10 protein-coding genes are annotated in these 12973 nt (G+C 70.4%); 7 read left to right on the forward strand and 3 right to left on the reverse strand.

Annotation, left to right across the window (positions count from 1 at the left end; translation table 11 throughout):
* Window positions 1-150 precede the first annotated feature (150 nt).
* The 7 genes from ACWEMJ_RS20915 (at window position 151) to ACWEMJ_RS20945 (ending at window position 9195) form a co-directional block, all read left to right on the forward strand.
* Entirely contained in the window at window positions 151-1809 is a 1659-nt protein-coding gene (locus ACWEMJ_RS20915) for an ABC-F family ATP-binding cassette domain-containing protein (protein WP_452138578.1), read from the forward strand.
* Window positions 1810-2032: 223 nt separating this feature from the next.
* Window positions 2033-2476 carry a 50S ribosomal protein L13 gene (gene rplM, locus ACWEMJ_RS20920; protein ID WP_035863497.1) on the forward strand — a complete coding sequence of 148 codons (444 nt, stop codon included), beginning with the start codon at window positions 2033-2035 and terminating at the stop codon, window positions 2474-2476.
* Window positions 2477-2523: 47 nt separating this feature from the next.
* Entirely contained in the window at window positions 2524-3030 is a 507-nt protein-coding gene (gene rpsI, locus ACWEMJ_RS20925) for a 30S ribosomal protein S9 (RefSeq protein ID WP_452138579.1), read from the forward strand.
* A gap of 137 nt (window positions 3031-3167) precedes the next feature.
* The gene (gene glmM / locus ACWEMJ_RS20930) at window positions 3168-4532 is read left to right on the forward strand and encodes a phosphoglucosamine mutase (protein ID WP_452138580.1); all 1365 of its coding nucleotides are present in this window, start codon (window positions 3168-3170) and stop codon (window positions 4530-4532) included.
* A gap of 126 nt (window positions 4533-4658) precedes the next feature.
* Complete coding sequence (locus ACWEMJ_RS20935) at window positions 4659-5762, forward strand: hypothetical protein (protein WP_452138581.1); 1104 nt, start codon at window positions 4659-4661, stop codon at window positions 5760-5762.
* Between the two features lie 19 nt (window positions 5763-5781).
* A complete protein-coding gene (locus ACWEMJ_RS20940; RefSeq protein WP_452138582.1) occupies window positions 5782-6906 on the forward strand; it encodes a glycoside hydrolase family 26 protein in 1125 nt (374 codons plus the stop codon).
* A gap of 135 nt (window positions 6907-7041) precedes the next feature.
* Window positions 7042-9195 carry an acyltransferase family protein gene (locus tag ACWEMJ_RS20945; protein ID WP_452138583.1) on the forward strand — a complete coding sequence of 718 codons (2154 nt, stop codon included), beginning with the start codon at window positions 7042-7044 and terminating at the stop codon, window positions 9193-9195.
* Window positions 9196-9252: 57 nt separating this feature from the next.
* Here the strand turns inward: ACWEMJ_RS20945 and ACWEMJ_RS20950 are convergent, their stop codons facing one another.
* The 3 genes from ACWEMJ_RS20950 to coaA all read right to left on the reverse strand — a co-directional run bounded on the left by ACWEMJ_RS20950 (window position 9253) and on the right by coaA (window position 12942).
* Window positions 9253-10449 (reverse strand): glycoside hydrolase family 26 protein, encoded by a 1197-nt coding sequence (locus ACWEMJ_RS20950; protein ID WP_452138584.1) that lies wholly within the window; start codon window positions 10447-10449, stop codon window positions 9253-9255.
* Window positions 10442-11761, reverse strand: a complete 1320-nt coding sequence (locus ACWEMJ_RS20955; protein ID WP_452138585.1) for a glycosyltransferase family 2 protein — start codon at window positions 11759-11761, stop codon at window positions 10442-10444. Before ACWEMJ_RS20955 ends, ACWEMJ_RS20950 begins: the two co-directional genes overlap by 8 nt.
* A 188-nt stretch (window positions 11762-11949) precedes the next feature.
* On the reverse strand, window positions 11950-12942 hold the full coding sequence (gene coaA / locus ACWEMJ_RS20960; RefSeq protein WP_452138586.1) for a type I pantothenate kinase: 993 nt from the start codon (window positions 12940-12942) through the stop codon (window positions 11950-11952).
* Between the last annotated feature and the right edge of the window lie 31 nt (window positions 12943-12973).

A 12973-nucleotide genomic window follows, 5' to 3' on the forward strand; every position in this document is an offset into this window, starting at 1 on the left:
AGTTCCCCGCGCCCCTGCGGGGCGCGGGGGCGCGGGGAACTGCAGGCCGGGGCGCGGGGCGGCTTTGCTGTGGGGGTGCTCGGGTGGGTGGGCGGGGCGGGCGGGTAATCCGTTTTGTCGCCCGGCGGGGGCTTGGCACAATCCACAGGCATGGGACATGTCGAAATCTCGCACCTGGAGTACTACCTGCCGGACGGGCGGGTGCTGTTCGACGACGCGTCCTTCCGCGTCGGTGAGGGCGCGGCGGTCGCGCTGGTCGGCGCGAACGGCGCGGGGAAGACCACGCTGCTGCGCATGATCGCGGGGGACGTGCAGCCGCACGGCGGTTCGGTGACGGTGAGCGGCGGGCTGGGCGTGATGCGCCAGTTCGTCGGCACCACCGGCCGGGAGGACGCGAAGGACGTCCCCGGCGCGCTGGCCCCGGACGCCTCGGTGCGGGACCTGCTGGTCTCGGTGGCCCCGAAGCGGATCGCCGACGCCGCCCGCACGGTGGACGCCGCCGAGCTGGCGATGATCGCGCAGGACGACGAGAAGTCGCAGATGGCGTACGCCCAGGCGCTCTCCGACTGGTCGGACGCCGGCGGCTACGAGTACGAGGCGGACTGGGACGTCTGCACCATGGCGGCGCTCGGCATGCCGTTCGAGCGCGCGCAGTGGCGCGGCCTGAACACGCTGTCCGGCGGCGAGCAGAAGCGCCTGGTGCTGGAGGCGCTGCTGCGCGGCCCGGACGAGGTGCTGCTGCTGGACGAGCCGGACAACTACCTGGACGTCCCGGGCAAGCGCTGGCTGGAGGAGGCGATCCGGGCCACCAGCAAGACGGTGCTGTACATCTCGCACGACCGGGAGCTGCTGTCCCGCACCGCCGAGAAGATCGTCGCGGTGGAGTCCGGCGCGTCCGGCTCCAGCGTGTGGGTGCACGGCGGCGGCTTCGACACCTTCCACGAGGCCCGCAAGGCCCGCTTCGAGCGCTTCGAGGAGCTGCGCCGCCGCTGGGACGAGGAGCACGCCAAGCTGAAGAAGCTGGTGGTCACGCTGCGGCAGGCGGCGGCGGTCAGCCACGAGATGGCGTCCCGGTACGCGGCCGCGCAGACCAGGCTGAAGAAGTTCGAGGACGCCGGCCCGCCGGAGGCCCCGCCGCGCGAGCAGTCGATCAGCATGCGGCTCAAGGGCGGCCGGACGGGCGTGCGGGCGTTCACCATGCAGGGCCTGGAGCTCACCGGCCTGATGAAGCCGTTCGACCTGGAGGTCTTCTACGGCGAGCGGGTCGGGGTGCTGGGCTCGAACGGCTCCGGCAAGTCGCACTTCCTGCGGCTGCTGGCCGGCGACGAGACGGTGAAGCACGGCGGCACCTGGAAGCTCGGCGCCCGGGTGGTGCCCGGGCACTTCCGGCAGACGCACGCCCACCCGGAGCTGCTGGGCCGCACGGTGCGCTCGATCGTCGAGGAGGAGCACGCGCTGTCCCGGGGCGCGGCGATGTCCGCGCTGCGCCGCTACGAGCTGGACCGGCAGGAGGAGCAGAAGTTCGAGTCGCTGTCCGGCGGGCAGCAGGCCCGGCTGATGATCCTCAAGCTGGAGCTGTCCGGTGTGACGGCGCTGCTGCTGGACGAGCCGACCGACAACCTGGACCTGGAGAGCGCGGAGGCGCTCCAGCAGGGCCTGGAGGCGTTCGACGGCACGGTGCTGTGCGTCACCCACGACCGCTGGTTCGCGCGGACCTTCGACCGCTTCCTGGTGTTCGGCTCGGACGGCCGGGTCTACGAGTCGCCGGAGCCGGTCTGGGACGAGTCCCGGGTGGTCCGCGACCGCTGACCTCGCCGGGCCGGTTTGGAGTCAGCGCCCCGGGCCCGGTATTGTTGGCTGCTGTTGTGCGTATTGGCTCGCTCTATCTCACGTGAGAGGTCGGTACGCCGGAGACACCACAGGCCGAACTCCAGCGGCCAACGCCCGAATTGCGTCCGGGACGGTCGGCTGGAGGCCCCGGGTCTGTGTGCTCCTGTCAGGACCCACTCACTGAAAAGCGAAGGCTACGACCGTGCGTACGTACAGCCCCAAGCCCGGCGACGTCCAGCGTCAGTGGCACGTCATCGACGCGACCGACGTCGTGCTCGGCCGCCTGGCCTCCCAGGCCGCCAACCTCCTGCGGGGCAAGCACAAGGCGATCTACGCGCCGCACGTTGACACTGGTGACTTCGTCATCATCATCAACGCCGACAAGGTGCACCTCTCGGGCAACAAGAAGACCCAGAAGCTCGCCTACCGTCACAGCGGCTTCCCGGGCGGTCTCCGCTCGGTCCGTTACGACGACCTGCTGGCGAACAACCCGGAGAAGGCCGTCGAGAAGGCCATCAAGGGCATGGTTCCGAAGAACAGCCTCGGCCGTCAGATGCTCTCGAAGCTGAAGGTCTACTCGGGCGACCAGCACCCGCACGCTGCGCAGCAGCCGGTGCCGTTCGAGATCTCCCAGGTCGCGCAGTAATTCCGGCCACCCACACCCCAACTGACGTAGAAGAGCTGAGGAACACCGTGGCCGAGACTGCCATCGAGAGCACCCTCGAGGTCGACTTCGACGACGAGAACGTCGACGAGTACACCTCCGAGTCCGAGTACACCACCGAGTCGCTGGCCGGCCGCTTCGGCGAGGCCGTCCCCGGCGCCGGCCTCGGCCGCCGCAAGGAGGCGATCGCCCGCGTGCGCATCGTCCCCGGCACCGGCGTGTGGAAGATCAACGGTCGCACCCTGGAGAACTACTTCCCCAACAAGGTGCACCAGCAGACCGTGAACGAGCCCTTCAAGCTCCTTGAGCTGGACGGCCGTTACGACGTCATCGCCCGCATCGCGGGTGGCGGCGTCTCCGGTCAGGCCTACGCGCTGCGCCTCGGCGTGGCCCGTGCGCTGAACGAGGCGGACGTGGACAACAACCGCGGCCCGCTGAAGAAGGCCGGCTTCCTGACCCGTGACGCCCGCGCCGTCGAGCGCAAGAAGGCCGGTCTGAAGAAGGCCCGCAAGGCGCCGCAGTACAGCAAGCGCTAATCGCACCCCGCATGCGATCCTCGCCCCGGAGCACACTTCGTGCTCCGGGGCGTTGTGCCTCCCGGACTCGTGCGGGGTCCGCGGGGGCTGGTACCAACCGAGCCGACAGGCGCTGACAGGACGGGACGAACGCGAACATGGCACGACTCTTCGGTACGGACGGGGTGCGCGGCGTGGCCAATGTGGGCCTCACCGCGGAACTGGCGCTGGGCCTGTCAGTGGCCGCCGCCCATGTGCTCGGCGACGCGAACGCGTTCGAGGGGCACCGGCCGGTCGCCGTGGTCGGCCGCGACCCCCGGGCGTCCGGAGAGTTCCTGGAGGCCGCCGTGATCGCCGGCCTGGCCAGCGCCGGCGTCGACGTGCTGCGGGTCGGCGTGCTGCCCACCCCGGCGGTGGCGTACCTGACCGGCGCGCTCGGCGCGGACTTCGGCGTGATGCTGTCCGCCAGCCACAACGCGATGCCCGACAACGGCATCAAGTTCCTCGCCCGCGGCGGCCACAAGCTGGACGACGCCATCGAGGACGCGATCGAGGCGCACTACCGCCGCTACGGCGTCGGCGACGAGACCTGGCAGCGCCCGACCGGCGCCGCGGTGGGCCGGGTCCGCAGCTACAACGAGGGCTTCGACCGGTACGTGGCGCACCTGGTCGCCGTGCTGCCGAACCGCCTGGACGGCGTGAAGGTCGTCATCGACGGCGCGCACGGCGCGGCCGCCCGGGTCGCCCCGGAGGCGTTCGCCCGGGCCGGTGCCGAGGTGGTGTACACCCTGGGCACCGAGCCGACCGGCCTGAACATCAACGACGGCGTCGGCTCCACCCACCTGGACAAGCTCCGCGTCGCGATGAAGGAGCACAAGGCCGACCTGGGCATCGCGCTGGACGGCGACGCCGACCGCTGCCTGGCTGCCGACGCCGAGGGCAACGAGGTCGACGGCGACCAGATCCTCGCGATCCTCGCCGTGGCCATGAAGGAAGCGGGCACCCTGCGCCGCAACACCGCGGTGGCCACCGTGATGTCCAACCTGGGCTTCAAGCTGGCGATGGAGCGCGAGGGCATCGAGCTGGTGCAGACCGCGGTCGGCGACCGGTACGTGCTGGAGGAGATGAAGCAGCACGGCTACGCGCTCGGCGGCGAGCAGTCCGGCCACGTGATCCTGCTCGACCACGCCACCACCGGCGACGGCACCCTGACCGGCCTGATGCTGGGCGCCCGGCTGGCCGCCACCAAGCAGCCGCTGGCCGACCTGGCCACCGTGATGACCCGCCTGCCGCAGGTGCTGATCAACGTCAAGGGCGTCGACAAGGACCGGGTCGAGTCCTGCCTGGAACTGCAGGCCGCGGTCGCCGAGGCGGTGGCCGAACTCGGCACCACCGGACGGGTGTTGCTGCGCAAGTCGGGCACCGAACCGCTGGTCAGGGTGATGGTGGAGGCGGTCGGCCACGAGCAGGCCCAGGAGGTCTGCGAGCGCCTTGCCGAATCGGTTCGCCTGCACCTGGGGTGACGGTTCGTCGGCCCCGGCCTTGATGACGGATCAGCAACGCTTTACCGGGCCTCCGGACAGGCTGTCGAGGCACGGAGCACTACCGATAGCATGCGGGACTGTGATCGAAGCGTGGAGGGGGCGTTGATGTCCGAGGATCAGCAGCAGCCGCAGCCGCCGGCATCGGGGCCGGGGGTCCCGCCGCAGCAGGCGGGCGTGCCGGGCATGCCGGGAGCACCGGGCGGGCCCGGCGCGCCGCAGCCCGCGTACGGCTACCCGCAGCAGGCGCCGCCGCCCGGCTACCCGCAGCCGCAGCAGCCGGGGCCGGCGTTCCCGCCGCAGCAGGGCGGCTACGCCTACCCGCCGCCGTCGCCGCAGGCGTACGGCCAGGGCTACCAGCCGCCGGGCCAGCCGCAGTTCGAGGGCCGCTACGGCGCCTCGACGTTCCAGGGCGACGCGGAGTCGCCCGACTGGTCGGCGATGGCCAGTCAGCACGAGGACGAGCGCCGCAAGCGCAAGCGCAACATGGTGGTGCTCAGCGCGCTGGGCGGTCTGCTGCTGGTCGGCGGCATCGTCACCGGCGCGGTGATGCTCACCTCGAAGGACAAGACGGACGACCCGATCGTGGCGAGCCCGACGTCGAGCTCCTCGGCGTCCACGTCCGCCTCGCCGTCGGCCGGGGCGTCGAGCTCCTCGTCGGCCGGCGCGAAGCCGACCACCGCCGAGGGCGCGCTGAGCCGGGGCTCCACCGACAAGGCGCCGATCTCGGTGGACTCGCTGTTCCCGAACGCGACCCTGACCGTCGACGGTCAGACGCTGAACAAGGTGGCGACGGAGCACGGCGACCAGTGCGCCTCGGGCACCGTCAACGGCCTGGGCGGCGTGCTGGAGAAGGAGAACTGCAAGGACATCTACCTCGCGACCTACCTCTCCGACAAGGCGGCGGTGACGGTCGGCGTGGTGCTGTTCGACTCCAAGCAGCAGGTCGACCGGGCGCAGCCCAAGGTCGTCGGCAACATCAAGCCGCTGCGCAGCGACAAGACCCCGCGGTTCTGCCCGGACCTGGCGCAGTGCACGTTCTCGAACAGCGGCTTCGGCCGGTACATGGTGTTCACCACGGCGGGCAACGCCGACACCACCCCGGTGACCGGCTCGACGCCGGCGCCCAAGGCGGCCGCGGCGGGCATCGCCAAGCAGGTGCTGGACGACCTGAAGGCCCGTGGCCAGGCCGCCCTGTCGAATGCCGGGTAACGGTCCAGGGAGTTTCCGTGTGCTGTCGCGCCGGTTCCGGCCGGCGCGGCTGCACGCGTTCCTGATAGCCCGGCTGTGGCGGAACTTCCCGCCGCTGGGCCGGGCGGTGCTGGCGGTGGTGCTGGTGCTGGGCTGCACCGCGCTGCTGCTGAACGACGGCTCGCCGGACCGGGCGTCCGCCTCGACCGGATCGCCCACCGCGGCCGCCCCGGCCGGCGCGGGCCCCGCCGAGGCCTCCGACGAGCCCGGCACCCCCGCCCGGCTGGACCAGCTGACCAGCCCGCCGGGGACGCTGTTCGGCGTAGCGACGCCGAGCGCGCCGGACGCCGGGGACGCCGCCGAGCTGGAGCGGACGGTCGGCGCGCGGCCGACCGTCCAGGAGTACTTCCTGAAGTGGAACCAGGAGTTCGACCAGGAGGCGTTCGACGAGTCCTACCGGCTGGGCGGGGTGCCGCTGCTCACCTGGGAGCCGTGGGCGGGCGGCGACAAGGCGGTCGACCAGCCGCAGTACGCGCTGTCGAAGATCGCCTCGGGGGCGCACGACGAGTACATCAAGCGCTTCGCGAAGGCCGTGAAGAAGGCCGGCCGGCCCGTGGTGCTGCGTTTCGCGCACGAGATGAACGAGCCCTGGTACACCTGGTCGGAGTCCCGCAACGGCAACCGGCGGGGTGACTACATCGCGGCCTGGCGGCACGTCCACGACGTGTTCGAGTGGCAGGACGTGACCAACGTGATCTGGTTCTGGTGCCCGGACCTGCAGAGCCCGGACAAGGCCCCGCTGTCCCGGTACTTCCCCGGGGACGAGTACGTGGACTGGATCGGCACGGAGGCGTACAGCAACGCCGGGGAGACCACCGCCGAGCAGCTGCTGGGCGCGACCTACCGCGAGCTGACCGCGCTGTCGGACAAGCCGATCTTCATAGGGGAGGCCGGAGTTCGGCCGTCGGACATCAAACCGGCGATGATCCGGGACTTCTTCGCCTGGCTGTCGAAGCACCCGCGGGTGGTCGGCTTCGTCTGGTTCCAGTTCTCCGACGCCGACGGCTCCCGCTACGACTGGCGGTTCACCACCTCGCCGGAGGCGGAGCGGGCGTTCCGCGAAGGTCTGTCCTCGCTGCTGCTGGTGCCGGGCCCGATGCGCTGACGGGCAACCGGGCGGCCGGCCTGCGCATCGTGCACGTCGCACCCATATGATCTGGACCCAATCGGTCGTCAGTGGAGAACTTTCGGCGGCTCGGCGAACTGCTTCGTTCGAGAACCGGGGGGAGAAAGAGGGTTCATGAGCAGTCATCACCAGCCCGCCCGGGGCCACGTCGCCACGGCGCCGCGGTCCGGGCCCGGGGCGCCGGCCCCCGAGCCGTCCCCCGGCGGCCGAAGAGGCAGCCGGCGCAGGGAGGGCGGCAAGAGCGCGTTCCGCCCGGACATCGAGGGCCTGCGCGCCGTCGCGGTCCTGCTGGTGCTCGTCTTCCATGCCGCGCCGACCCTGCTGCCCGGCGGTTTCGTCGGAGTCGACGTCTTCTTCGTCATCTCCGGATTCCTCATCACCTCGCTGCTGGTGCACGAGATAAGCAGGTCGGGCCGGATCTCGCTGGGGGCCTTCTACGCCCGCCGCGCGAAGCGGCTGCTGCCCGCCGCCTGTCTCACGCTGCTCGCCGCGGCGGCGCTCACCTACGTCTTCCTGCCGATCACCCAGCGCTCCACCTTCGGCGGCGACATCCTGGCCGCGGCGCTCTACTTCGTGAACTGGCGGCTCGCCGACCGCTCCGTGGACTACCTGGCCGCGGACGTCATGCCCTCGCCCGTGCAGCACTTCTGGTCGCTGGCGGTGGAGGAGCAGTTCTACCTGATCTGGCCGGTGCTCATCGTGCTGGCGCTGTGGATCGCGCCGAAGATCAAGGTGCAGCTGCCCCGGCTGCTGGCCGTCGCGATCTCGCTGGTGGCCGCCGTGTCGCTGGCCTGGTCGGTGGTGGCCACCACCAACTCCCCGGAGGCGGCGTTCTTCGTCACCCCGACCCGCCTGTGGGAGCTGGGCGTCGGTGCGATCATGGCGCTGGCCGCGCCGCACCTGGACGTGTTCACCCGGGGCACCCGCGCGGTGGTCACCACGCTCGGCCTGCTGATGGTCCTGGGCGGCGGCTACTTCCTGGACGGCACCTTCGCCTGGCCCGGCTACTGGGCGCTGGTGCCCACGCTGGGCGCGGCCGCCGTGCTGGCCGGCGGGATCGGCGGCCCGGCCGGCGCCGGGCAGCTGCTCGCCCTCAAGCCGCTGGTGTGGATCGGCGGCATCAGCTACTCGCTGTACCTGTGGCACTGGCCGCTGCTGGTCGCCGCGCAGGCCGAGTGGGGCACCGGGACGAAGGTCGGCGTGGCCGCGGTGGCGGTGTCCGTCGTCCCGGCGTGGCTGTCGCACAAGCTGGTGGAGAACCCGATCCGGTTCTCCGCCGCGTTCGCCCGCCCGCTCAAGGCGGCCTGGGCGGTCGGCCTGCCGTTCACCGCGATCGCCGTCGCCTGCGGCGTGCTGCTCGCCACCATCGCCACCGGCAGCGACGAGAAGGGCGGCCCGGTGGCCGGCGCCGCCATGCTGAGCGGGATGAGCGACCAGCAGCAGGGCGACCTGTGGAAGGTCAACCGGTACCCGAGCGTCCAGCCGGACCCGCTGAAGGCGCTCGCGGACATCCCGGAGGCCTATCCGAAGAAGTGCCAGGCCAACCAGGACACCCCCAACGTGGCCAGCTGCGACTTCGGCGACACCTCGGCCCCGACGGTGGTCGTGATGGCGGGCGACTCGAAGATCCTGCAGTGGGAGCCGGCCCTCGACGCCATCGGCAAGGAACACGGCATCCACATCGTCACCGTGACCAAGTCCAGCTGCGCGTTCTCCGACACCGTCGCGGTGCTGAACGACCGCGCCTACAAGAGCTGCGTGGACTGGAACAAGAAGGCGATGGCCAAGATCCTGGAGCTGCACCCGGCGCTGGTGCTGACCTCGCAGAACTCGGCCCGGGCGCTGAGCGACGCGGCCGGGACGGGCCTGGGCGAGATCCCGCCGATGCGGGACGGCATGGAGCGGCACTGGACCACGCTGCAGAAGGCCGGCATCCCGGTGACGGTGGTGCTGAACAACGTCAACGGCGTGCCCTCGCCGGTCTACGAGTGCGTGGCGAAGAACAAGTCCAAACTGTCCAAGTGCGCGTTCGACTCGAACTACGAGACCGCGGACCTGCAGACCGAGCTGGCCAAGAAGCTCAACGTCGGCGTCATCGACCTCAACCCGATGATCTGCCCGGGCGGCAAGTGCCCGGCGGTGATCGGCTCGGCCCTGGTCTACCGCGACGGCTCGCACGTCACCGCGACCTACGTGAAGACCCTGGTGCCGGCCCTCCAGGACCAGCTGAAGCGGGAGTTCGAGCGCAACAAGCTCACCTGGAAGTAGCGGTACGCGAACGGGCCCGGAGGGGATGTCCCTCCGGGCCCGTTCGGCGTTCCGGCGTCAGTGCGGCAGTCCGTCGGCGAGTTTGACGGTGGCGATGCCCTGGGAGAACGCGCGCAGCGTGTCGGCGTTCTCCTGGAAGCGCCAGTCCGTCTGCGCGCCGTGGTCGGTGTCGCGTTCGAACCAGATGAAGCCGATCACGTCGGCCTGCTGGTTGAGCCAGTTGAAGAAGTCGGTGGTCCACTTCTCCTTGAGCCCGGCCTCGTTGGGCGCTCGGCCGGTCTCGGTGATCAGGATCGGCTTCTTGGTCATCCTGCGGAGGATGTCGAGGGTCGGCCCGAAGGTGTCGGTGGCGGTGGCCTCCTTCTGGGTGCCGTAGCCGGTCAGGCCGATCCAGTCCACGTAGTCGTCGCCCGGGTAGAGCGGGGGCAGCTCGACCTTCGGCACCGGGCGGACGATGTTGGCGCTCCATATCCAGATCGCGTTGTCCGCCCCGGCCTCCTTGAAGAGGTCGTGGATGTGCTTCCAGGCCTGGACGTACTCGCCCTTCTGGTTGCCGTTCTCGGCCTCCGACCAGGGGTACCAGACGCCGTTCATCTCGTGCGCGAAGCGGATCGCCACCGGCCACTTCTGGGCGGCGACGCCCTCGGCGAAGCGCCGGATGTAGTCGTCGTGGGCGCCGGAGATGATGGTCGACAGGGCGAACGTCGGCTGGTCGGTGTGCCCGGCCTCCTCGCCGTCCCAGGGCTCCCAGGACAGCACCGGGAGGGTGCCGTGGGCGTACGCGCGGGCGACCGCCTTGGGGTCGAACTCGGCGGTCCAGCGCACGAAGTACTCGGTCATGGTGGGGCGGACGCCGGTCTTGTCGGCGATCGAGTCGAGCTCGCCGGAGGACCAGGGCGCCTCGGGGGTCGCCACGCCGAAGTACTTGCCGTTCGGCTCGCCGAAGACCGACTTGTCGGGCACCGGCGGCGGCGCCGGGTTGATCAGCTGCTTTATCCCCGGCGCGCCGACCGGGTGGCCGAGCCCGGCGTACCGGGGGCCCATGCTGTCCAGGTTCAGCGCGGCCATGACGCCCCAGCACAGGACGCCCAGCAGCACCACGTTGACGGTCATCCAGACCCGCAGCCGGATGCCGCTGCCGCGCGACCACCAGTGCATCTTCTTGCGGCGGCGCGCGGCCTTCGGCTCGCCCTCGGCGGAACCGGCCTGCCTGGGTACCGACTTGGCCCGCGTCTCGGACGCTGTCTCAGACACTCATCATCACCGACCCGATCAACATGGCGCTGCCCAGCAGATAGGGAATGACCACCTTGACGCTGCGGGCCTTCTCGCCCGCGAAACTGTCCTTGCGGGTGCCCCACGAGGCGTTGTGGCCCATCCGGAAGAAGCCCAGCAGCCGGACCGGCAACAGGATGAAGGTGTTGATCACCATGAACACCGGCAGGAACACCAAGTCCTGTGCCCGGTAGGCGAAGTGGCGACCGAACCGGACTGCCAGCGACAGTACCGACATCACCGCGGCCAGCACCAGGATCGTGCCGATGGCCTTCCAGTGGACGGCCGGCAACGGCAGCTCCATGTACAGGCTGGGGCCGGTGTGCTGCCACAGCGCCCGGCCCCAGGAGGCGAAGGACCCGAGCAGGACGAACGGCACCAGGATGTCCACCAGGTAGAACAGCGCCAGCATCTTCGCCCGGCGCAGCATCCACGGCAGCATCCGCAGCGTGTTGTACTGCGAGCCGCGGGCCCAGCGGTACTGCTGCTTGGTGAGCTTGCCGAGCTTCAGCGGGGCGTCCGTGTAGACCAGCGAGGTGGACTGGTAGACCGTCCGGTAGCCCTGCTTGAGGGTGTAGTTGGTCAGCGTGCGGTCGTCGCTGACCTCCAGGAAGACCCCGAGGAACTTCTCCGACAGGAAGTCGTCCATGCACTCCAGCAGGATCTTCCGGCGGAAGGCGATGGTCCGGCCCGGCAGGCAGCCGACGGTGCCGAGGACGCTCATCGCGGGCAGCGAGTACTGGCAGCGGACGCTCTCCAGCCAGTCCGCCCAGCGGGTGAGCACCGAACGGCCGGGCTCCAGGATCCGCTGACGGGTGGTCACCCCACCGACCTTCTCGTCGCGGAACGGCTTGACCAGCTCGGACAGCGTGGTGGGCGTCCACACGGTGTCGGAGTCGACCAGCACCGCGATGTCGCCGGTGCAGGCGTCCAGGCCGACCTTGAGGGCGTTGCGCTTGCCGGGGGTCTCGGTCCACAGCCAGTAGACGCCGAGCTGGTCGCAGACCTGCTCCAGCGTCTCGTTGCGCTTGCCGTTGATCACCACCACCATCTCGGTGGGCTGCTGGTCGATGATCCGGTCCAGCACGGAGTGGAAGAGGTCGGCGGGCTCGTCCACCACCGGGATGATCACGGAGGTGGTGCCGCTGTACGGCCGCTTCCACGGGCGGTAGCGGCGGGCCAGGGCGAGTCGGACGAACCACAGGATCCACACGCCGCTCATGAAGACCGCGAACGGGTAGACGGCGCCGACAGTCCACCACTGGCGGAGCTGGAGCAGGAAAGCGAGCATGGCCCCCGAAACCGTCTCGTGTCACGTGCTTGCGGACTCGTCAAGTGAGCACACTTGAACCAGGCCGTCCTGATGATAGACGGCCCGGCAAGGTGTTATTCACGCCGAAAACGGGCACACCGGTCGCGGCTGAGACGGGCGTCACTCCAATCGCAACCGACTCGTGACGACCCATGACGCCGAACGGGTCAGAGTTTGCGCAGCAGTGCCCGGCGGACCTTGTGGTCCGAGCCCTTCTGCAGGATCAGGGTGGCCCGGCCCCGGGTGGGCAGGACGTTCTCCAGCAGATTCGGCCGGTTGATGGTGCGCCAGACCTGCCGGCCGTAGTCCATCGCCTCCTCCTCGGGCACCTCGGTGAAGCGCCGGAAGTAGGAGTTCGGGTCCTGGAAGGCGGTCTCGCGCAGCTTGCGGAAGCGGTCCAGGTACCAGGCCTCGATGTCGTCGGTGCGGGCGTCGACGTAGATCGAGAAGTCGAAGTAGTCGGCGACCGCCATCCGGGTCCGCCCGTCGGTGCCGGGCAGCGCCGGCTGCAGCACGTTCAGGCCCTCGACGATCAGGATGTCGGGGCGCTCCACCACCAGCTGCTCGCCCTGGACGATGTCGTACACCAGGTGCGAGTAGACGGGGGCGGTGACGCGCTCCTTGCCGGCCTTCACGTCCGCGACGAAGCGCATCAGCGCCCGCCGGTCGTACGACTCCGGGAAGCCCTTGCGGGCCATCAGGCCGCGCCGGCGCAGTTCCGCGTTGGGCAGCAGGAAGCCGTCGGTGGTGACCAGTTCGACCCGGGGGTGCTCGGGCCAGCGGGCCAGCAGCGCCTGCAGCAGGCGGGCCGTGGTGGACTTGCCGACCGCCACCGAGCCGGCCACGCCGATGATGAACGGGGTCCGCACCCGCTCGGTGTCCGGGGTGTCCAGGAACGTGCCGAGCGCGCCGCGCAGTTCGTGCGTGGCGTGGATGTAGAGGTTCAGCAGGCGCGACAGCGGCAGGTAGACGTCGCGGACCTCGTCCAGGTCCAGCGCGGTGCCGAGGCCGCGCAGGCGCTCGACCTCGTCGGCGGTGAGCGGCAGCGGGGTGCGTTCGCGCAGCGCGCTCCACTCGGCGCGGTCCAGATCCACGTACGGGGAGGGGGTGGGCGCGGCGGGCGCGCCCCTCGTACAGAGTTCGGTCAGCACAGCATCCATTGTGGGCCGTGTCCGGGCCGCCGGGTGTTGT

The organism is Kitasatospora sp. NPDC004531 (genome assembly GCF_053602195.1).